Source organism: Clostridium tetani (assembly GCF_900167265.1).
Classification (GTDB): Bacteria; Bacillota; Clostridia; order Clostridiales; family Clostridiaceae; genus Clostridium_G; species Clostridium_G tetani.
In genome coordinates this window covers 353,989-375,045 of sequence record NZ_FUWT01000002.1, presented here as the reverse complement: position 1 = coordinate 375,045, position 21,057 = coordinate 353,989, and the positions used below count along the sequence as shown (strand labels likewise).

Here is a 21,057-nt window from a genome sequence, read left to right as displayed (position 1 = left end):
CCTCACAATTAGCTAAATTTCTTAAATAGAACCTTTATTCGTCCCCTATTAGTTTCACCTATCTCACATATAAATTTAAATTTTCCAAGTCCTCTTATAGTTATAATACTATTAGGTTTTACAACTTTTGCTTTATCCTTTACAGTTAGGTAATCTAAAAGTACTTTTCCACTTTGTATTAATTCTTCCCCTTTACTTCTAGATAAATTAGCAAGACTTGCCACAACAGAATCCATTCTCAGAGAAGTAATTATTATATTAATGTCCTCAAATTCATAATTAGGTAATTCTTTTGTAAATAAATCTAATTTACTTACTATACAAGGATTTCTTCCAATAGAAGTTAAATTATTTACAATATATTCACTTAAGCTTTGACATACAGCTACATAGCAAACATTATCTTTTAATATAAAGTCACCTAGTTTATATCTTTTTATTCCAAGACTCATAATTCCTCCCATGTAATCCTTATGACGTAATGGTAAAAATTTTGATCCGTTTTCTATCTTAAGTAAATCTACGGGATAATACCAAACTTCATCTGGAGAAAATGCTAACATTCTCCTTTCTGCCTCTTTGAATACTCCACTACTGTAAACTTTTATAGATAAATGGTGAGATAAATTCTCTATAGCTTTCCATATATTTGGAGGATAAAATTCCTCTGTATACACTACACTATTTATTTTTTCACATAATAATATCTTATCGTATATACTAGATATTAAGCTTTTATCCTCCAAATCTACTTTATCTACAAAATCCTTTTTGCTTATTATCATATTAATAAAAACACTATTTTTCTCATTATAGATATTATAAAGAAAGCAAAAATTGGAGAAAAATCAAGCATAAGTCCAGGTGCTATCATTTCTTGTATTTTTCTTCCTGGTGCTAATAGTGGTTCTGTTATGGTTCTAACAAGTTCAGTAAAGGAATTTCTCATTCCTCTTCCTAAAAAAGATAATAAAATATCTATTAAAATTGCTGCTTCCATTATATTAAAAATTATACTAAACATTTTAAATAAAACAATTCTCATTTCATCATCCAACTTTCATCTATCTGTTCCAACTAAACATTCCCTTGCTTGATAATTGGTTTTTTAACTCACTATCCACCTCAACATTAGATGGTGATAGTATGTATATTCCTTTTTCTATTTCTTCCAAAGTTCCATTTAATGAGTATGTAGCTCCACTTACAAAGTCCACTAATCTTTGACCTACTTTAGGATCTAATTCTATAGAATTTACTATGACAATTTTTCCATCTTTTAAGTCATCGCAAATATCTACCACCTCATCATAGGTCTTTGGTTTTACAATTGAAACTTTTGGTGTTGATGTTGAATGTATGCTTACAACTTTCCCTTGTTTTTTATTAGAATGAATAATAGGTTCAAATTCTGCACTTTCATTGGAATTCTCAAGTTCATCTGTGTCCTCATAATATTCTTCATATTCATATTCATCTTCTAATCCTAAAAATCCCATTACTTTGTTTAAAACTTTTCCTGCCATAGTATTTTCCTCCTTTATAAATTATTATAATCTCTTTTCCCAAATATGCCTTGACCTACTCTTATCATGTTGGAGCCTTCCTCTATTGCTATTTTGTAGTCACCAGACATTCCCATAGAAAGATATTTCATTTCAATATTTTTAAAGCTTCTATTTTTTAAATCATCAAAGATTTTCTTCATTTGTTTAAAGTATCTTTTACAAATTTCGCTATCTTCCATAGGTAGAATAGTCATTAACCCTTCAATTTTTACATTACTACATTCTTCACAGGCTTTTATCATATCTTCTAGCTCTTCTACTTTTATACCATATTTATTTTCATCTTCACCTATGTTAATTTGTATAAGTACTTTAGCTACTTTATCTTCATCTTTATATTTTCTTTCTATTTCCTTTAGTAACCTAATACTATCTAAAGAATGTATTAAATAAACTTTACCTACTATATACTTAACTTTATTTCTTTGAAGATGTCCTATAAGATGCCACCTTATATCTTCTTTTTGAAATTTGTCTATTTTTTCTACTAATTCTTGAACTTTATTCTCTCCAAAGTCCCTTATTCCTAAATTATAGGCCTTATCTATATCTTCTATGGGTTTTGTTTTTGATACTGCTATTAAATTCACATTATTTCCTATTTCTTTTTTAATAGCATGTAAGTTTTCAGAAATTGACATTTTGGTCACCTCTTAACTATAATTCCACTTATGTTAAATATTCTTCATAAACCTTAAAATTCCTTCAAAACTTTATTCTTTTATTATTTTTATGAATTTATTTTCTGTTTTACCATAAAAAGCTGGTACTATTAAATTATCTTCTTCTTCTATTTCAATTTGTATTCCTCGAAGCATTAAAGATTTTACATAACTTTCTTCTGAAAGGATATAATTTTTCATAGCATCTTTGTTACCTATAGCTTTTATATAAAATGGAGTTCCTATCTGTACTCCATTTATTCTTAAAAAAAGTCCATTACAAAATATGCTGCTACTACTAATTACTCTATGACCATTTATAGATATAGCTTCAGCTCCACCATTTAAAAGGTCATTTACTACCTGTATCATGTCAGTATTATGTATTAATTTTGAATTCCTATCCTCATAAAATTCATCGCTATCTTCAAAGTCTCTACTAGCATCCTCCATTGTGAGCTCTATACCAGGTCCTTCCATATCTACAAGACCTATATTAATGTTATTTTCCTCTATTTGCATTTTAACTTCTTCTATTATCTTTTTTTTATCTTTTTCATTAACATTATAATTTGAAAACTTTCTATTATAATTTGCCTTAATTTCATTTAAATTGCTAATGTCGTTTATTAACTGACTTCTATAAACATAAGCCTCTTGATAGTCTTTACTATTTAAAAATATAGATTTTTCTTCTCTTGAAAAACTAATATTTAAAGCTACCAGTATACCTATTATTATAGAGGCTATAAATACAAATATCTTAGCTTCATTATATCTCATCTATGTTCACCTCATTATCGTGACCTAGCTTTTTCTATCAACAAACGCCTTATAATAGCAAAATTATCGAATATCCTTCCTCCAAAAACAATAACTGCTGCAATGTATATTGGAACACCTAATTTATCTCCAAGATAAGCTAATGCTGCTGCTAACACAGCATTACCAAAAAAACCTGAGATAAATATATCTGCTTGAAAGTTTTTTGACATAGTAGCTCTTATAGCACCAAACACCGAGTCTAGACAAGCGAGTATTGCTACTGACATATATGGAGAAAATTTTTCAGGAATACTTACATTCCAAACTGCACCAATTATAACACCTATTATTAATCCTAAAAATGCTATCAACCTAGATCCCTCCCCGAAATTACTCTTGCTTCACCTTAACTGGTTTTGCATATTCAAATTTATAAGTTTTATTACACTTTTCAATTTTTATATTATCTGAAGTTTCATATTTAACATCGATTCCCTTAAAATTGATTAGTACTTCTGGAAAACTAAAAATAGTTTCTAAATTAGTTTTATTTCCTACAGCTTTTATAGTTATCCTTTTAGAAGGTGAAACTCTATCTTCACCATTTATAGATATCATATCTCCAGATATTCTAATACCCGTTCTTCCAGTTATTCTTATATCATTTATGGATATAGCCTCCGCTCCTGCAAATTTTAGCTCATTTACTAAATAAACTAATTGTCTATCTGATATTTTCATATTCCCATTTCCAAATATACCCGAACTTGGAACTAAATATATTGTTATACCTGGTCCTTCTACATCTGTAGTTCCTGTAAGTAGACGAGTTTTTTCTAATTCTTTTAATAAACTTTTATTTGTATCATCTATATTTGCCGCTGCTTCTTCATATTCTGTAACTTTACCTTGTAAATCATTTATCTTGATATTCAATCTTTCTTTTTCTTTTTTGTATTGTTCAATTTCTTTCACTATATCAGCACTGTTGTACGGATTAACAGTCAAACTTTCCTGTTTAAATATAACCTTAAATTGATAGGCTACCATAAATCCTAAAATAGCACAGACAATTGCCACACTTACTTGAGAACTAATTTTCCTCATATAGATTTTCCTCCTGTTTTTTTCTATTTACATTTACAAGTTTAATACTATACCACTATTTTATAAATACTACAGGGTTACCTTTAAAACTCACATTTATATATCCTTCTTTAGCTCCCCTTATTTCCTCTTTTTGCAGTAATATACTAAAAGCTTTATTTAATTTTTTATCTAAGTCTTCATCATCTCCTATTATTATTTGTATATTTCTATACTTAAGTTGAATATTATTCATATTTTCTATATTTACTATAGCTATTTCATAGTTATTATCTTTTTTATCAATTAAACTGGCTAAATTTTTCATAAAATTCTTCCTTATATTTCCCTGTTCAAATATAGGCTCTCCTACATTATAATCTTTTTTCTTTATACCATCTACCCTAACTAATTTCATATTTTTTATATTATCTTTTTTTTCTAATACATACCCATTATTGTCTATAATATAAAATTTTTTATCCTTTTCTATATAATATAATGCCACTCTTTCTTTTATATGTATTACAATTTTGTTTGGTAGTTTTCTTTTAATCTGAGCATCTAAAATATAAGGATTACTCATTATATTATTTTTTACATTATTTAAATTAAGATAAAAAATATTATTCTCATTACTTATCTGAGATGACTTAATTATTGACTCTTTTTTTATACTTTTATTATCTTTTACCTCTACTATCTTAACATTAAAAAAAGGATGTTTAAAGCAAAGAGTTACGAGTATAGAAATAAGTAAAATACTAAAAATTATCAATTTTTTCTTTCTCTTTTTTTTATGTCTTCTCAGTATATACTCATTGGTTTTATTAGATTTATTAACATTCCCCATCATTTTTAACTCCATTCTCAAAATATATAAAATTCCTAACTATTATAATAATAACACTTTTTTCAATGAATAACTAATAGTAAATAATAAATAATTATGGATAATTATTCTATATTTCGTTCAGCAATTATTCATTGTTACTTATTCATTATATAAATTATAGCATTGCGGGATTTTCGCAATGCTATAATTTATATATTACTTTTTTGCCTTGATATATTTAAAAGAATTCCCATAGCCATCATATTAAGAACTAAAGAAGATCCTCCATAGCTTATAAAGGGTAATGGAACTCCTGTTACTGGTATAGAACCTGTTACAACGGCAATATTGATTAAAGCCTGCACACCTATAACTGAGGTTATCCCTATTGCTGTTAATGTTCCAAAAGTATCTTTTGCCTTGACTGCTGTAACTATACCTCTCCATGCAAAAATTACAAAAAGCAATATTATAAAAGTACATCCTATAAGACCTAACTCTTCTCCTATAACTGCAAATATAAAATCATTATGAGGTTCAGGAATATAATAACACTTTTGCCTTGACTGTCCTAATCCAACACCCCAAATTCCTCCTGATCCTAAAGCTAAAAAGGATTGTATTAACTGATATCCTTTCCCTTTAGGATCCACCCATGGATTCCTAAAACTAAGAAGTCTTCCCAGTCTAAATGGTGTTAATAGAATAGCTGCAACCCCTGCTGAAATAACAGGAATAACAATTGCTATTAAATGGGAAAATCTTGCCCCTGCTACAAACAGTATAATAAAAGTAACCATCATAATTACTGTAGCAATACTTAGATTTTTTTCCGCATATACAAGTCCTGCATAAAATCCTGCAACTAATAAATAAGGTATAACTCCATAGGTAAAAGTTCTTATTCTTTCTCCTTTGCTTTCAATACTTTTTGCAAGATAAATAACTACCATGTATTTAGCTATTTCCGAGGGTTGAAAACTTGCAGGACCTAATCGTATCCATCTTCTAGCTCCATTTACCTCAGTAAAAGCAAATACTACTAATAATAATACAGTGGTTATTAACATAAGCATTTTGGTATGCCTTTTATATTTATGATAATCAATATTTATAGTAGCAAACATACAAAATATGCCTAAAATAGCCCATAAACCCTGTCTTTTTAAAAAATACATACTATCTTCATGTTTATAAAAAGCAAAATATGAGCTAGCACTATACACCATTACAACTCCAATGGCAACTAACAACATAATTACACAAAACATAAGAAAGTCAATACTTCCCATTTTATTATCTTGGAGCTTTTTCATAAGAACCTCCTTATTAAACTTATTTAAAAGATAAAAATGCTATCATACAAAGTATCACAGTAACTATAGAGAATACAGAAACCACCTTTGTCTCATGCCATCCACAAAGTTCAAAATGGTGATGTAAAGGACTCATTTTGAATACTCTTTTTCCTGTTAATTTAAAAGAAATTACCTGTATTATAACGGAAAGAGTTTCTAAAACATATATTCCACCTACTATTATAACTACAAGAGGAAGCTTTAGTATCATAGCCACCGCTGCTACTGCTCCACCTAAAGCAAGAGATCCTGTATCTCCCATAAATATTTGAGCTGGAAAAGCATTATATTTTAAAAATCCTAAAAGTGCTCCTGCTGTTACTGCACAAAATACGGATAGAGTATAATGTCCCATATTAAAACTTACTATAACAAAAAAAGTCATAACTAATATTGTAATAGATGTCGCTAAACCATCTAGCCCATCTGTTAAGTTTACTGCATTAGTAGTAGCTGCAAAATATAGTATTATAAATGGAATGTAAAATATTCCAAAATCTAAGGTTTTTTCAGAAAATGGAATTATTATAGAAGTTCCTATTTCTGGATTATTTGCTCCATAATATGCGAATGCGAATGAAACTATTAGTAGTAAAACCATTTTTTGCTTTGCTTTAAGTCCTAAATTATTTTTTCTAGCAATTTTTAAGTAGTCATCTATAAATCCAATAACTCCAAAAGCTATAAAGGCATACATGGCAAACATGGCCTCATCACTTGGATTTTTAATTAATATAAACATAGATATTATAGTTGCTAATATAAATATAATACCTCCCATTGTAGGTGTTCCAGCTTTCTTTTGATGACTTTTAGGACCTTCTTCTCTAATATTTTGTCCAAATTTCAATTTATGTAACAAAGGTATTAAAATTGGTCCTGTTATTATTGATATAAAAAATGCTACAAGTACAGAATAAATTATTTTGCTATTCATATTATTTATATTACACCTCCTAAAGTCTTGCTATTTAAAGCTTTCAACCATTTCTTCAAAGTGTTCTGATCTAGATGCCTTAAACAATACTACATCTTCACTGTTTAAATTAATATCTAGATAGTTTATTACTTCTTCTTTATCCTTTGCTTCTAAAATATTTCCTCTATTATTTTTATTCTCACTTCCTTCTAAATATCCTTCTATATAAGCTTTTGAAAAACTTCCCAATACTATCAAATTTACGGATTTTTCTCCAGCATATTTCCCTATTTCTCTATGTGCCCTATAGGCCTCTTCTCCTAATTCCTTCATAGTACCAAGTACTGCAAACTTTCTTTTACTTTTAATATTGCATAATACCTCTATTGCCGCCTTCATAGAATCTGGGCTTGCATTATAGCTATCATCTACTATATTAAATTTTTTACCTTCTACCATATCTAATCTCATAGATGTAGTTTGCAAATCTAAAATACCATTTTTTATCTCTTCAAAACTCATTTTGAAAATCCTTCCACAGGCAATGGCCAGCAGTGAATTTAATACATTATGTTTTCCTGGTACGGGTATGTCTATTTGTAATTCATCCCCATCTTCAAAAATTTTAAAGGACACACTCTTTTCATTTAAATTTATGTCATAAGCATATATATTATGATTTTTTCCAAGTCCTGTTTTTATTAATTTATATTTCTCTTCTTTTAAATTTCCTAATAAATCATCTTCTCCATTTACTATGAGTATATTATCCTCACCAAAAAAGTCTATTATCTCTAATTTAGCTTTTAAAATATTATCTCGGCTCTTTAGGTTCTCTATATGAGATATACCTATATTAGTTATTATAGCTATATCTGGCAAAGCTGTTTTTGCCATTTTGTGTATTTCACCAAAGTTACTCATACCCATTTCTAATACAGCAATATCATAGGTTTTATCTAATTTAAATATCATTAGCGGAAGACCTATTTCATTATTAAAATTTCCCTCTGTTTTAAATACTTTATATTTAGCACCTAAAACTGATGCTGTTAAATCCTTAGTTGAAGTTTTCCCTGTGGATCCCGTAATGGCAACTACTTTAACCTCTAATTTACTTTTGTAATATTTAGCTAAATCCAATAAAGCTTCACTTGTATCTTTTACTTTTATAACAGTTGTGTAATCTTTTATTTCTTCTTTTTTAAAATGAACTTCATCTACTATGCAAATAAAAGCTCCTTTTTGGCTAGCTGAAGCTGTATATTCATTGCCATTGAATCTTTCACCTTTAAGTGCTATAAATATAGCTTTTTCTTCTATTTTTCTAGTATCTGTTGATATATATTCCCAACCTAATTCATTACCTTTTATTAAGATTTCTCCTGATACAGCTTTTACAATCTCTTCTAGTGACAAATACTCCATAAAATACTCCTCCTAATATAATTCTTCAATTATCTCCTTTATTACTTCTCTTTCATCAAAATGTATAGTTTTATCCTTTAAAATTTGATAATCTTCATGGCCTTTTCCTGCCACTACTATAACATCATCTTTTTTCGCTATAGTCATAGCTTTTTTAATGGCTTCCCTTCTACTTTGTACAATAATATAATTATCCTTAGTTACACCTTTTACTATATCATCTATTATACTAAAAGGCTCTTCTGTTCTTGGATTGTCTGAAGTTAATATAGCTAAATCACTAAGTTCTGTACCTATTCTTCCCATTATAGGTCTTTTAGCTCTATCTCTATCTCCTCCACACCCATAAACACTTATAAGCTTACCCTTGGTAAAATCTCGTGCAGTTCTTAATACATTGTCTAAACCATCTGGAGTATGAGCATAATCTACAATAACATCGTACCCTAAATTATATCCCATTGTAACTATTTCACATCTACCTGGAACCCCTGAAAGCTTTTCTAAACCCCTTTTTATAACTTTCAGACTAATTCCTTCATTTACACAAGCTAAAATACTTCCTAATGCATTTGATACATTATATTCTCCTGGTATATGTATGTTAATTTTCTCTTTATTTCCTTTAAAGTCTACAGTAAATTCTCCCCCTCTAGAATGCAACCTTACGCTTTCTGCCTTTAAATCCGAATATTTTTTTATAGAATAGGTAAAAGTTTTTTCTTCTATTTCTTTTAAAATTCTTTCTCCATAATTATCATCTATATTTATTACAGAATTAATACTATTTTTAAAAAGCATTAGTTTTGAATTATAATAGTTTTCAAAGGTTTTATGAAAGTCTAAATGATCCTGGGTTAAATTTGTAAATATACCTTCATTAAATTCTATTCCATATACTCTATCTAAATACAGTGAATGAGAGGATACTTCCATTACGCAGTAATCTACTCCACTATCTACCATATCCTTAAAAAGCTTATGTATTTCTAAAGACTCTGGTGTAGTTCTTTGAGCATAAATTTTTCTATCACCTATATAATTTAATATAGTTCCCATAAGCCCAACCTTAAAACCTGCTTCTTCTAATATGGATTTTATCATGAAAGTACTTGTTGTTTTACCATTAGTGCCTGTAACTCCTATTAGTTTTAATTTATCCTTAGGATTACCATAATAATTTGAAGCCGCCACTGCTAATGCTTTTCTACTATTTTTAACTTTTATAAAAGTAATATCTTTATACATATTTTCATTTTCAAATCCCTTATCAAAAACTATAACTTTGGCACCTTTCTCTATAGCAGATTCTATAAACTTATGTCCATCTGTACTATATCCTTGTATTGCAAAGAAAATATCATTCTTTTTAATATTTCTAGAATCATACTGAATATTTTCTATGTCTATTTCTATATTTCCATTTAGAATATTATACTCTAATTTTTTTAACACTTCTTTTAACTTCATAAATACTACACTCCTTCAGATTAAGTCTATTTTACAGTATAACAGTGAACGGCATAGCCGTTCACTGTTATATTTTTAATCTATAACTTCTTCTAATTTAACATGTATTGTAGTTCCCTTTGGAACTTCCTCATCTTCTTTAACACTTTGTTCATAAATTAGTCCACTTCCACTATAGGTTATTTTTAATCCAAGACTGTTAAGCAGTTTAGATGCATTTTCTATAGTATATCCTCTTATATCTGGAACTGCTACTACTCTATTATAATTGGATGTATTTCCAGTGTAAAGTATTATTTTACTTCCTTCTTTAACAGTATATCCAGGCTTTGGATTCATATCTGTAATGTAGTCGCCTTTCTCATTGACATTATAATCTAATTTTTGTTCCTTTAATATTTTTAATGCTTCTGACTTTTTAAGTCCTCTAATCTCAGGTATTACTATATCTTTCTTTAAGCTTTCAGCAATTTCTGAATCAGATGCATTTCCCTTTATTGAAAGATAATTAAATATATCATTAAATACCTGTTGAGCTACAGGAGCCGCTATTTGCCCTGCATAATAATTTGATGGATCTGGTTCATCTATAGACACAAATAATGTTATTTGAGGTTTTTCAGCTGGGGCCATTCCTGCAAAGGAGGATATATATTTTTGTTGTCCATACTTACCATCTATAACCTTTTGAGCTGTTCCAGTTTTACCTCCAATGGTATACCCCTCTATGAAAGCTTTTTTTCCTCCCCCTTCAGAAATTACCTTCTCAAGATAATTTCTTAATTGGGCAGTTTTTTCCTCACTTAATATTTTTCTTTCATTATAATCCTCAAATTTTTTCTCAGTTTTTTTCACACCTGTTTCTTCATTAAAAGATTGGATTTCTTTCAAGAAGTGAGGCTTAATAAGTTTTCCTCCATTAGCCACAGCATTAAAAGCGGTTAAATACTGAACAATTGAAACTGTATTTGTTTGTCCAAATGATATAGTAGCTAAATCCAACTCAGAAATATTGGATGGATTTTTAATAATTCCTAATGCTTCTCCTGGAGCATCTATTCCTGTTTTCTCTCCAAAACCAAATTTTCTTATATATTTATATAAATTCTCTTTTCCAATTTTCTTACCCAATTGTGTAAATCCCATGTTACAAGAATTTTTTAATATTTCTATAAAGCTTTGACTTCCATGCCCACCTGCTTTCCAGCACTTTACGATTCTCTTACCTATTACTGCTGAGCCCTTACAATAAAATTTGTCTTCTGCTGATACTAAATTTTCTTCTAAAGCTGCAATGGATGTTATTACTTTGAAAATAGATCCTGGTTCAAAGGTATCACTAATAGCTCTATTTCTCCACATCTTTTGTAATTCTTCTGAGGTTTTGTTCTCTGCCCAAGGGTTATTTGGGTTGTAATCTGGTTTGTTTACCAAGGCTAAAACCTCTCCGTTGTTAGGATTCATAGCCATAATAGTTACAGCTTTTGCTTTATTGTCACTTAAAGCTTGAGATGCTGCTTTTTCACAAAAATGTTGTATCATTTCATCTATTGTCAAAACCACATCTTTACCATCCTCTGGCTTTGTAAATTCTGATATAACATAGGGAAGCTGTTTTGACTTTGACGCATCTAGCTCTGCTATTTTTTTACCAGGTTTTCCTGATAGTATACTATTATACTGCATTTCTATTCCTACAAGCCCATCTCCATCTGAATTAGTATGTCCTAAAACATGAGCTAAATAATTTTCATTTGGATAATATCTTTTTGTATCTGGAGATACTATAACTCCCCATAAATCTAATGCCTTTACTTTATCTGCCATAGATTTTTCTATTCTTCTTTTTAAGGTGGCAGAACCATAGGGCAATCCATTAGGCAATTTTTTTTCTATAATTTTTACTACATCTTCTTTTTCCATTTCTAAAGCTTCTGCAAGTTTTGCTGCTGTTTCCTCTGAAGTAAGTTTCTTAGTTTTCATAGTATCTCTTAAAGCGTTTAAATCCAAGTCTACTCTATAAACATTTGCACTTACTGCTAATTCATTTCCCTTCCTATCTAATATTCTTCCTCTTTTAGCTGCTATTTCTACCTCGCTAGTCCACTGAGCTATAGCTCTACTTTTATAATCTGGTGACTTATGAATCATAACAAAGGTAAGTCTTCCTATTAAAGCAATGAATAATACAGTCAGTCCCATAAGTATGACAAACATTCTTTTCTTTAATAGTACTTTATCCCTATAATTTTTTTTGCTCAAACTAAATACCTCCGTTAAAATAACTTATTGAAAAAATTTGAAAATACTCCTTTATTTTTATTATTTTCCTCATCTGTATTCTTATTAAGCTTAAATATTTCTTTGCTCATATCGCAATAAATCATATTTTCTTTTGTAGGTGTTGACATTTTAAGTTTTCCTATAGCAGTATCTTCAATAGATTTTATATTATTCATTTTCACTAGTTCTACTTTTAAATTTTCATTTTCTTTACTTAACTTCACAATGCTATTATTTATATTGTTAAGCTGTTTTTGCATATTATATATTTTACTGTACCTTCCAATTATAATAGTTCCAACTATAAACACCATTAATATTTTCCGCATTATACTTAACTTTTTTCTAGAATTATTAGGATTTTTCTTCCTAAATACTTTTCTTTCTTTTTTCTTATAGCTTTTTTCTTCTATATGAACCTCAGGAGCAATAACAGTATTTCCGTCAACATAGTAATCTTTCTTATCTGTTATTATCAATTTTATTCACTCTCCCTTATTTTTAGAACAAGCCTTAAAGTTTCTCAGCTATTCTAAGCTTTGCACTTCTACTTCTTGGGTTTATTTCAACCTCTTCTTTGGAAGGATCTATAGGCTTTCTAGTTATTATTTTTACCAGTGGTTCTTTTCCACAGGTACAAATGGGAAAATCTTTGGGACATATACAAGGATCTTCTAATTCTTTAAATTTATTTTTTACTATTCTATCTTCTAGTGAATGGAAAGTAATTATGGCTATTCTTCCTCCACTTTTTAAACTTTTTACGGAATCTTCAATAGCTTTATTTAATATTTCAAGTTCTCCATTTACTTCTATTCTAATAGCCTGAAAGGTTCTCTTTGCTGGGTGAGGACCTTCCCTTCTAAATTTAGCTGGGATTGCTCTTTTTATTATATCTACTAATTCTCCAGTAGTTTCTATTTTTTTGTTTTCTCTACTTTCCACTATAAAATTTGATATTCTTTTAGCAAACCTTTCTTCCCCATAATCCTTTATTATCCTTGCTAGTTTACTTTCATCATAAAAATTTACTACTTCATAAGCATCTAGGGAGCTTTTCTTATTCATTCTCATATCTAAAGGAGCATTTTGCATATAGCTAAACCCCCTACTTTTTTCATCTAATTGATAAGAAGACACCCCTAAATCCATCAGAATACCATCTACTTTTCCTACTTCAAGTTCTTCTAAAATATCTTTTATATGATAAAAATTACTATGTTTATATAGTACGTTTTCATATTCTTTTAATTTTTCAGAAGCAGCCTTTAATGCCTCCTCATCTTGATCAATTCCTATAAGCTTCCCTTCTTTTGATAAATTTTTTAATATTTCTGATGAATGACCTGCTCCACCTAATGTGCAATCTACATATATTCCATTTTCTTTAATATTAAGTCCTTCTATACATTCATCTAAAAGAACAGATATGTGTTTAAATTCCATATTCTATCATTCCTTTACTACATATTTTATTTGCTTAGATTCCTAGTTCGCTCATTTTTTCTGCTATCTGTTCGTAGTCTATATTAGCATCATTATATTCTTCCCATTTTTCCCTACTCCAAATTTCTATTCTAGTAGCCACACCTATACTTACTATATCTTTATTTATATTGGCATATTTCATTAGATTTTGAGGTATTAAAGCTCTTCCCTGTTTATCTATGGAAATCTCATTAGCCCCGGAAAAAAAGAATCTTACAAAGGCTCTAGCATCTTTGTTAGTTAGTGGTAATTTTTTTAACTTTTCTTCTAGTATTCTCCATTCTTCCATAGGATATATATACAAACAATTATCTAATCCTTTGGTAAGTATGAAGCTTTCACCTAACTCTTCTCTAAATTTTGAAGGGATTATTATTCTATTTTTACTATCTACTCCGTGGTTATACTCCCCAATAAACATTTTCCCACCTCTAAAATCTATTTTACTCCACTTTAATCCACTTCAACCCACCTAAAGTTAAGTTCTATATTAATTGAACAATTCCTTTTTTTTGTTTAAAATAATTATTCATTTTCACCATAATATCTTTTGTATTTATAAATCTTTTATACAGTTACAACTATTCATTGATTTATACATGAAACTTATAATATAATCACTTTATTGACATAATAAAAAAATACAAGGGAGTGTGATAAATGGAACAAGCTATAAGTTTTCAATCCATCCTTATAATTTCTCTTTTAGCTTTTGTAACTCCAATAATAGTCAGCAGCTTTAAAAGGGTAAAAATTCCCTATGTAGTAGGGGAGATTCTGGTTGGAATTGTAGTAGGAAAAAGTCTTTTTAATATAGTTCAAGATGATATTTGGATAATATTTTTATCCAATTTAGGTTTAGCCTATCTAATGTTTTTAAGTGGTTTAGAGGTAGAAGTGGAGGATCTAAAAATAAGTGATGGAAATAATAAAGGTTTTAAAAATTTAATACTATGTTTTTCTATGTTTTTAATTTCTTTAGTTATTTCTTTTTTAATTTCTAAATTTTTAGTATCTATAAATTTAATAAGAAATGTAACTTTCTTTACTTTCCTATTTGCATCCTCTGCACCAGGATTTATTGTTCCTTTCCTAAAGGAACGAGATCTATTAAATACAGAATACGGTCAAATAATATTAATTTTTAACCTTATAGCAGAATTTATATGTTTAATAGGAATTACTATAATATCTTCCACTGCAACTCGAGGTTTTAGCTATAAGAATTTCCTATTTATAATAGTAATATTAGTTTCTTTTTTACTTTATATAATAACTAGAAAACTATTTAAACATTTTGATTTTTCTATAGCTGCTTTTAGAAATTTACACATAGAAGTAAGAGCTGCTTTTGCCTTGATATTACTTCTTGTTACTTTATCTCAAGTAGTACATTCTGAAATAGTTTTAGGTTCGTTTTTGGCAGGCCTTATATTCTCTTTTCTTTTCCAAAGAGAAAGAGAGGACTTAAAATATAAATTAGATATAATAGGATATGGATTTTTAATACCTATATTTTTTATTGGAGTAGGCGTAAATTTAGATATATCCTCTATGTTTCAAAATCCTAAAACATTATTTATGATACCAGTTTTACTTTTGATATTTTACTTAGTAAAACTTATCCCCTCTTTATTATTAAGTAAGTATTTTGGAATAAAAAAAGCCATATCTTCTTCTTTTATATTATCTACACAGTTAAGCCTTATTATAGTTGGTTCTCAAATAGCCTATAGTCTGGATTTAATAGATTCATCTACCTATTCTCTATTTATAATAACCACTATAATATCTTGCTTATTGTTCCCAGTAATCTTTGATAGAAGCTTTAACTATGATGATATAGAAAGAAAGAAAAAACCTTTGATAGATAAAGTATGTATAAGAGAAACTGTGGTAACAAATGAAGAAGTATTTAATAAGCCTTTAAAAGAAATACCCTTTCCAAAGAATTGTATAGTGTTTTTGCTAATTAGGGATGAATTAGAAATAGTTCCAAGCGGCAATACTATTTTACTAGAAGGAGATATATTAATTCTTGCAGGTATGCACGAACATGAAGAAGAAATGCTTAGAGTAGTAAACATTTACTCCTAGAAAGCCTTTTAATTAACTAAAAAATTCTCAAATAAAAATGTGGTTCGAAAAGTTCGAACCACATTTTTTACTATTTCTTATAAAACTCTTTTATTTTTTCACATACGTAATCTACTTCATCTTCAGTTATTTCTGGATATATTGGAAGGGCTAATATTTCTTTACTTACCCTTTCCGCTACTGGGAAGTCTCCTTCTTTGTGTCCTAAATAACTAAAACATTTTTGTAAATGTAATGGAATTGGATAATATATACTAGTTCCTATTTCATTTTCTCTTAAGTATTGATTTAATTCATCTCTCTTTTCGCAAAGAATGTTAAATACATAGTATACTGGTTTTTGTTCCCCTTTTATCTTTGTAAATTTAATTTGCTCAACACCCTTTAACCTTTCTCTATACCAACCATTTATAGTTTCTCTTTTCGCTATGGACTCATCTATATATTTTAATTTTACTGATAAAATAGCTGCTTGCATAGTATCAAGTCTTGAATTATATCCTATATAATCATAATGATATTTGACTCCAGCACCATGAACTCTATAAATTCTCATAAGTTCAGCTAGTTTATCATCATTAGTTATAACCATTCCTCCGTCTCCATAACCACCTAATGTTTTAGTTGGGAAGAAAGAAAATATACCCATATCTCCTATAGTTCCAGCATGTCTATAAGTCTCTCCTTTACCTTTCCATTTCATACCAAAAGCTTCTGCAGCATCTTCAAATACTGTTAGGTTATGCCTTTTTGATATATCCATCACATCGTCCATATTTACCATTTGACAAAATAAATGTATAGGAAGTATTCCTGCTGTATTCTTAGTTATTTTTTCTTCTATTTTAGTAGTATCCATATTGAAAGTTTCTTCGTCAATGTCTACAAATACAGGTTTCCCTTCATGCTTAGCTATACAAGAAGTTGAAGCAAGGAATGTAAATGGGGAAGTTATAATTTCTTTTCCTTTTTTATATCCTAATATATCAGAGCCTATAACTAAAGCATCTGTTCCAGAAGCTACCCCTATAGCATGCTTCGCTCCTGTATAATTTGCCACTTCTCCTTCAAATTTTTTAACTTCTGGCCCTAGGGTGCTAATACCATTTTCTACAACACTATTTATAGCCTGTTGAAATTCTTCCTTCTTTTCATTATATTCTCTTTGTGATGTGTAAAAGCCAACTTTCATATTAATCTCTCCTTTAAAAGATAATATTTTATAATCTTTTTTCTACTGATTTAATAAGCTCATCTATAACGTATTCTGCATCCTCTAGGGTTAAGGTGGAATATACTGGTACACTTATTTCATTTTTATATTGATTATAAGCATTAGGATAGTCCTCTATTTTATATCCTAAGTTTTTATAAACTGTAAGCATAGGTAAAGGTATAAAGTGAACATTGGTTGCTATATTCTTATTTGCTAACTCCTCAATAACAGCACCTCTATCTTCTTCTTCAAAACCTTTTATTCTTAAAGGATATAAGTGATAAGAAGTTTCCATTTCTTCATTTTTATCAAAAGGAGTTATTGCCCAATCCTTATCCTTTAATTTATTTGAATATACATTAAATATAGCTTTTCTTTTTTCTAAAAGACTCTCATATCTTTTCATTTGGACTACTCCAATGGCTGCTTGCATATCTGTCATATTACATTTAAGTCCATCTGTTAATACATCATATCTCCAAGCTCCTGCTTTCATTTTTGAAAGAGCATCTTTAGATTGACCATTAAGAGAAGTATATTTAAATTCCTTTGTTAAATCTTCTCTACCTTTGAAATTGTTATTATTATATGTTATTCCTCCACCCTCTGCCGTAGTTAGATTTTTAACAGCATGGAAAGAGAATACATGAAAATCAAATTGACCTCCTACTTTCTTTCCTTTATAAGATGCTCCATAGGAATGAGCTGAATCAGATATTAATATTATATCCTCTCTTCCTAATTTTTTCAAAACTTCACGAACTTTATCATAATCTACAGGTACTCCTGCAAAATCTACAGTTATTATAGCCTTAGTTTTAGAGTTAATTGCTTTTTCTAATTTATCTATATCAATTAAAAAACTATCCTTTTTAACATCTACAAAGGTAGGTTTAATTCCTCTGTGTAAAATTATATTAGATGTTGAAGTATAGGTATACGGTGTTGTTATTACTTCATCTCCTTTTTTTATATCAAAAACTTTTAATATAAGTTCCATTCCTGAAGTAGCACTAGCTATAGCTACAGAATGGTTTGTATTGCAGTAATTTGCCATAATATTTTCAAATTCTGTAACCTTTGGCCCTGAAGTAATCCATCCTGACTCTAGAACTTTAACTACTTCATCTATTTCCTCTCTAGTTATATCTGGTGGTGAAAATGGTATCTTTTTATTCATTTTATTACACTCCTCTATATTTTTTACTTTTAAAAAAGCCTGTATCTTTAGTTATATAGATATATCCTTTTTGCACTTTTTCCTTTTTTAATATAGTTTGAATTTTTTTTAATCTTTCTCCATCAAACTTTTCTCTTATATTTCCTGGCATAGAAAATATATAATCCAAAAGAGCATCTTCTTCTTTTATGGTTAGACTATCCTCATATTTTTTTATATCCACATAGGGAAACCAATTATTCAAGATTTTTTTTCCATTTTCCAATTGGAATTTTTCAGTTAAATTAAAGCTTTCCACTTGAAGTATGTTTTTATCTACTTTGGATATAATTTCTCTCATTTCTTTCATATGCTCTTTTCCCACTGTAGAGGCGTAAAATACTCCATCTTTTTTAAGAACCCTCTTAATTTCACTCATAGCCCTATCTATGTTTTCTACATGATATAGCATGTGATTTGCAATTACCAAATCAAAGCTTTCATCTTCATAGGGAATTTTCTCTACATCCACAATTTGGAATTTAAATCTTTCTTTTTGTTTAACTAAATTCTTTTTAGCATCCTCCAACATCCCCTTTGAAAAATCTGTAAGATAAATATCCCAACTTTTAGGTATATAATTGTAATTGATTCTCCAAAGGCTTCCATCACCGCAACCTAACTCTAAAACTTTACACTCTTCATTTAGTGGTAGATTTTTAAAAAACCAAGGCATCCATCCCTCTGTATTAGTGCTAAACCTTTGGTGTAAATTTATTCTAGCTCTTAGGTTTGATGAATTTTTATATTGTTCAATCCACTTTTTATCTTCATTTATTAAACTTATAATATTTATAAATTTATCCCAATTGACCTTTTCCTCTTCCTCTACCATGTTTAATGTTTCATCTATTGCCTTTACTATATTTTTCATTTGTTTAGCTTTTTCTTCTATGATTTCCTTTTGAATTTCTAAAGATTTCTTAAACCCATTGGAAATTAAATCATATTTCATAATATCTCCAATTTCCTCTAAGGATAAACCGATAAATTTTAAAGTAAGTATTTTTTGTAAATTACCAAAATCCTCTTTTGTATAAAGCCTATGACCTAATTCATTGTAAGCAGTAGGTTTTAAAAGATCTATTTTATCGTAGTATCTTAAAGTTCTAAGAGTGACTCCTGCCTTCTTTGCAAATTCTCCTATGGTAAAAAAATCTTTTCCTTTCCCCATATTTTCCACCTCTATTTTGATTATATACCATGACGCAAGGTAATGGGCAATAGGTTAATGAATAATTAATAATGAATAATGAGCAATTATGGTTGTTTTTCTTCCTTAAGTCAGAAAATCTTTATGTTTAGCCAAGGCTAAACATTTTTAAATTAACTAAATAAAATCAGGTATTAATCATTTTAACACCTGATTTCTATTTACAATTTATTTATGACCCCCGAGAGTCATCTTAAGTAAACAATGAACAACTATCTATCTTATCTAATAAAATTAAAGTTCTTCTGACGTTAGGAGGAAGAACCTCCTTAGTTATTCACTGAATAAAAGTGCAGAGCACTTTTATTCTAAACGTTGAATCTAAATAATATAACGTCTCCATCTTTTACTACATATTCTTTTCCTTCTAATCTATAGCATCCTTTTTCCTTTGCTGCAGCTTCTGAACCACACTCTACTAATTCATCATAAGAAACTACTTCTGCTCTTATAAATCCTCTTTCAAAATCTGTATGGATTTTCCCTGCTGCTCCTGGTGCTTTAGTTCCTTCTTTTATCGTCCAAGCTCTTACTTCTTGAACTCCTGCTGTTAAATAGCTTATTAAACCCAATAATTTATAACTTGCTTGTATTAATTTATAAAGCCCTGGTTCTTCTATGCCGTATTCTTTAAGCATTTCAAGCTTTTCTTCTTCTTCTAAAGTAGATAGTTCTTCTTCAATTTTTGCACTTATAGCTACTACTTCAGCTTCTTCGCCCTTAGCATATTCCTTTACCTTTTTTACATATTCATTTTCTAAATTACCAGAAATTAAGTCTTCTTCTGATAAATTACAAACATATAAAACTGGTTTAGAAGTAATAAGAAATAGTCCTTTTATTATCTCTTTTTCGTCTTCTGTAGCATCAAAAGTTCTAACTGGCTTTTCTGCTTCTAAATGGGCTTTTAATTTTTCCATTAGCTCCATTTCTAATTTAGCATTTTTATCTCCACTTCTAAAAGCTTTAGTTGTTCTTTCCATTCTTCTTTGTAGTGCCTCAATATCGGATAGTATAAGTTCAAGATTTATAGTTTCTATATCCCTAACAGGGTCTACATTACCTTCTACATGAACTACATTTCCATCATCAAAACATCTAACCACATGAACTATGGATTCAACTTCTCTTATATGAGAAAGAAACTTATTTCCTAGTCCTTCACCTTTACTCGCCCCTTTTACAAGACCTGCTATATCATAAAACTCTATAGTTGCATAAAGCTTTCTTTTCGTATTATACATTTTTTCTAAAACATCTAACCTTTTATCTGGCACAGTAACCACACCTACATTAGGTTCTATGGTACAAAATGGATAGTTTGCCGCTTCAGCTCCTGCACTTGTAATTGCATTAAATAGAGTACTTTTACCTACATTAGGTAGTCCAACAATTCCTAGTTTCATATATGTACACAATCCTTTCATAAACTTTAGTTAATTCCTTCTAA

21 protein-coding genes are annotated in these 21,057 nt (G+C 29.0%); 1 reads left to right on the top strand and 20 read right to left on the bottom strand.

Annotated elements, in window-relative coordinates; translation table 11 throughout:
* Window positions 1-8: 8 nt before the first annotated feature.
* From B5D21_RS01805 to mraZ, 16 genes are all read right to left on the bottom strand, one after another.
* On the bottom strand, window positions 9-785 hold the full coding sequence (locus B5D21_RS01805; protein WP_011099825.1) for a YlmH family RNA-binding protein: 777 nt from the start codon (window positions 783-785) through the stop codon (window positions 9-11).
* On the bottom strand, window positions 782-1,057 hold the full coding sequence (locus B5D21_RS01800; protein ID WP_242651200.1) for a YggT family protein: 276 nt from the start codon (window positions 1,055-1,057) through the stop codon (window positions 782-784). Before B5D21_RS01800 ends, B5D21_RS01805 begins: the two co-directional genes overlap by 4 nt.
* Window positions 1,058-1,064: 7 nt before the next feature.
* Entirely contained in the window at window positions 1,065-1,526 is a 462-nt protein-coding gene (locus tag B5D21_RS01795) for a cell division protein SepF (RefSeq protein ID WP_011099826.1), read from the bottom strand.
* 14 nt (window positions 1,527-1,540) lie between these two features.
* A complete protein-coding gene (locus tag B5D21_RS01790; protein WP_035109585.1) occupies window positions 1,541-2,209 on the bottom strand; it encodes a YggS family pyridoxal phosphate-dependent enzyme in 669 nt (222 codons plus the stop codon).
* A gap of 72 nt (window positions 2,210-2,281) precedes the next feature.
* Window positions 2,282-3,013 (bottom strand): DUF881 domain-containing protein, encoded by a 732-nt coding sequence (locus B5D21_RS01785; protein WP_035109584.1) that lies wholly within the window; start codon window positions 3,011-3,013, stop codon window positions 2,282-2,284.
* Window positions 3,014-3,027: 14 nt separating this feature from the next.
* Window positions 3,028-3,366: a small basic family protein gene (locus B5D21_RS01780; protein WP_011099829.1), complete on the bottom strand. Its 339-nt coding sequence runs from the start codon at window positions 3,364-3,366 to the stop codon at window positions 3,028-3,030.
* A 19-nt stretch (window positions 3,367-3,385) separates the two neighbouring features.
* Complete coding sequence (locus B5D21_RS01775; RefSeq protein WP_011099830.1) at window positions 3,386-4,102, bottom strand: DUF881 domain-containing protein; 717 nt, start codon at window positions 4,100-4,102, stop codon at window positions 3,386-3,388.
* A 55-nt stretch (window positions 4,103-4,157) separates the two neighbouring features.
* Window positions 4,158-4,934 carry a cell division protein FtsQ/DivIB gene (locus B5D21_RS01770; protein ID WP_052040340.1) on the bottom strand — a complete coding sequence of 259 codons (777 nt, stop codon included), beginning with the start codon at window positions 4,932-4,934 and terminating at the stop codon, window positions 4,158-4,160.
* A 191-nt stretch (window positions 4,935-5,125) separates the two neighbouring features.
* Window positions 5,126-6,232 carry a stage V sporulation protein E gene (spoVE, locus tag B5D21_RS01765; RefSeq protein WP_011099832.1) on the bottom strand — a complete coding sequence of 369 codons (1,107 nt, stop codon included), beginning with the start codon at window positions 6,230-6,232 and terminating at the stop codon, window positions 5,126-5,128.
* 19 nt (window positions 6,233-6,251) lie between these two features.
* On the bottom strand, window positions 6,252-7,211 hold the full coding sequence (mraY, locus tag B5D21_RS01760; RefSeq protein WP_011099833.1) for a phospho-N-acetylmuramoyl-pentapeptide-transferase: 960 nt from the start codon (window positions 7,209-7,211) through the stop codon (window positions 6,252-6,254).
* 30 nt (window positions 7,212-7,241) lie between these two features.
* Window positions 7,242-8,621 carry a UDP-N-acetylmuramoyl-tripeptide--D-alanyl-D-alanine ligase gene (locus B5D21_RS01755; protein ID WP_011099834.1) on the bottom strand — a complete coding sequence of 460 codons (1,380 nt, stop codon included), beginning with the start codon at window positions 8,619-8,621 and terminating at the stop codon, window positions 7,242-7,244.
* 12 nt (window positions 8,622-8,633) lie between these two features.
* Window positions 8,634-10,091, bottom strand: coding sequence for a UDP-N-acetylmuramoyl-L-alanyl-D-glutamate--2,6-diaminopimelate ligase (locus B5D21_RS01750; RefSeq protein ID WP_011099835.1), 1,458 nt, complete (start codon window positions 10,089-10,091; stop codon window positions 8,634-8,636).
* A 75-nt stretch (window positions 10,092-10,166) separates the two neighbouring features.
* Window positions 10,167-12,353 carry a stage V sporulation protein D gene (locus tag B5D21_RS01745; protein ID WP_011099836.1) on the bottom strand — a complete coding sequence of 729 codons (2,187 nt, stop codon included), beginning with the start codon at window positions 12,351-12,353 and terminating at the stop codon, window positions 10,167-10,169.
* A 14-nt stretch (window positions 12,354-12,367) separates the two neighbouring features.
* Window positions 12,368-12,853 carry an FtsB/FtsL family cell division protein gene (locus B5D21_RS01740; protein ID WP_011099837.1) on the bottom strand — a complete coding sequence of 162 codons (486 nt, stop codon included), beginning with the start codon at window positions 12,851-12,853 and terminating at the stop codon, window positions 12,368-12,370.
* 34 nt (window positions 12,854-12,887) lie between these two features.
* Complete coding sequence (gene rsmH, locus B5D21_RS01735; protein ID WP_011099838.1) at window positions 12,888-13,820, bottom strand: 16S rRNA (cytosine(1402)-N(4))-methyltransferase RsmH; 933 nt, start codon at window positions 13,818-13,820, stop codon at window positions 12,888-12,890.
* 34 nt (window positions 13,821-13,854) lie between these two features.
* Entirely contained in the window at window positions 13,855-14,283 is a 429-nt protein-coding gene (gene mraZ, locus B5D21_RS01730; RefSeq protein WP_011099839.1) for a division/cell wall cluster transcriptional repressor MraZ, read from the bottom strand.
* A 239-nt stretch (window positions 14,284-14,522) separates the two neighbouring features.
* Between mraZ and B5D21_RS01725 the strand changes: the two genes are divergently transcribed.
* Window positions 14,523-15,959, top strand: coding sequence for a cation:proton antiporter (locus B5D21_RS01725; RefSeq protein WP_011099840.1), 1,437 nt, complete (start codon window positions 14,523-14,525; stop codon window positions 15,957-15,959).
* A gap of 70 nt (window positions 15,960-16,029) precedes the next feature.
* Here the strand turns inward: B5D21_RS01725 and B5D21_RS01720 are convergent, their stop codons facing one another.
* The 4 genes from B5D21_RS01720 to ychF all read right to left on the bottom strand — a co-directional run bounded on the left by B5D21_RS01720 (window position 16,030) and on the right by ychF (window position 21,013).
* Complete coding sequence (locus tag B5D21_RS01720) at window positions 16,030-17,151, bottom strand: DegT/DnrJ/EryC1/StrS family aminotransferase (protein ID WP_011099841.1); 1,122 nt, start codon at window positions 17,149-17,151, stop codon at window positions 16,030-16,032.
* Window positions 17,152-17,179: 28 nt separating this feature from the next.
* The gene (locus tag B5D21_RS01715) at window positions 17,180-18,355 is read right to left on the bottom strand and encodes a DegT/DnrJ/EryC1/StrS family aminotransferase (RefSeq protein ID WP_011099842.1); all 1,176 of its coding nucleotides are present in this window, start codon (window positions 18,353-18,355) and stop codon (window positions 17,180-17,182) included.
* A 4-nt stretch (window positions 18,356-18,359) separates the two neighbouring features.
* Window positions 18,360-19,568 carry a MerR family transcriptional regulator gene (locus B5D21_RS01710; RefSeq protein ID WP_035125107.1) on the bottom strand — a complete coding sequence of 403 codons (1,209 nt, stop codon included), beginning with the start codon at window positions 19,566-19,568 and terminating at the stop codon, window positions 18,360-18,362.
* A 347-nt stretch (window positions 19,569-19,915) separates the two neighbouring features.
* Window positions 19,916-21,013: a redox-regulated ATPase YchF gene (ychF, locus tag B5D21_RS01705; RefSeq protein WP_035125230.1), complete on the bottom strand. Its 1,098-nt coding sequence runs from the start codon at window positions 21,011-21,013 to the stop codon at window positions 19,916-19,918.
* Window positions 21,014-21,057: the final 44 nt, after the last annotated feature.

What these genes read in the sequence shown, in the direction of transcription:
- B5D21_RS01805 (WP_011099825.1), bottom strand. Translation starts at nt 785, where the DNA reads ATGATAATAAGCAAAAAGGATTTTGTAGATAAAGTAGATTTGGAGGAT.
- B5D21_RS01795 (WP_011099826.1), bottom strand. Translation starts at nt 1,526, where the DNA reads ATGGCAGGAAAAGTTTTAAACAAAGTAATGGGATTTTTAGGATTAGAA.
- B5D21_RS01790 (WP_035109585.1), bottom strand. Translation starts at nt 2,209, where the DNA reads ATGTCAATTTCTGAAAACTTACATGCTATTAAAAAAGAAATAGGAAAT.
- B5D21_RS01785 (WP_035109584.1), bottom strand. Translation starts at nt 3,013, where the DNA reads ATGAGATATAATGAAGCTAAGATATTTGTATTTATAGCCTCTATAATA.
- B5D21_RS01775 (WP_011099830.1), bottom strand. Translation starts at nt 4,102, where the DNA reads ATGAGGAAAATTAGTTCTCAAGTAAGTGTGGCAATTGTCTGTGCTATT.
- B5D21_RS01770 (WP_052040340.1), bottom strand. Translation starts at nt 4,934, where the DNA reads ATGGGGAATGTTAATAAATCTAATAAAACCAATGAGTATATACTGAGA.
- spoVE (WP_011099832.1), bottom strand. Translation starts at nt 6,232, where the DNA reads ATGAAAAAGCTCCAAGATAATAAAATGGGAAGTATTGACTTTCTTATG.
- mraY (WP_011099833.1), bottom strand. Translation starts at nt 7,211, where the DNA reads ATGAATAGCAAAATAATTTATTCTGTACTTGTAGCATTTTTTATATCA.
- B5D21_RS01755 (WP_011099834.1), bottom strand. Translation starts at nt 8,621, where the DNA reads ATGGAGTATTTGTCACTAGAAGAGATTGTAAAAGCTGTATCAGGAGAA.
- B5D21_RS01750 (WP_011099835.1), bottom strand. Translation starts at nt 10,091, where the DNA reads ATGAAGTTAAAAGAAGTGTTAAAAAAATTAGAGTATAATATTCTAAAT.
- rsmH (WP_011099838.1), bottom strand. Translation starts at nt 13,820, where the DNA reads ATGGAATTTAAACACATATCTGTTCTTTTAGATGAATGTATAGAAGGA.
- mraZ (WP_011099839.1), bottom strand. Translation starts at nt 14,283, where the DNA reads ATGTTTATTGGGGAGTATAACCACGGAGTAGATAGTAAAAATAGAATA.
- B5D21_RS01725 (WP_011099840.1), top strand. Translation starts at nt 14,523, where the DNA reads ATGGAACAAGCTATAAGTTTTCAATCCATCCTTATAATTTCTCTTTTA.
- B5D21_RS01720 (WP_011099841.1), bottom strand. Translation starts at nt 17,151, where the DNA reads ATGAAAGTTGGCTTTTACACATCACAAAGAGAATATAATGAAAAGAAG.
- B5D21_RS01715 (WP_011099842.1), bottom strand. Translation starts at nt 18,355, where the DNA reads ATGAATAAAAAGATACCATTTTCACCACCAGATATAACTAGAGAGGAA.
- B5D21_RS01710 (WP_035125107.1), bottom strand. Translation starts at nt 19,568, where the DNA reads ATGGGGAAAGGAAAAGATTTTTTTACCATAGGAGAATTTGCAAAGAAG.
- ychF (WP_035125230.1), bottom strand. Translation starts at nt 21,013, where the DNA reads ATGAAACTAGGAATTGTTGGACTACCTAATGTAGGTAAAAGTACTCTA.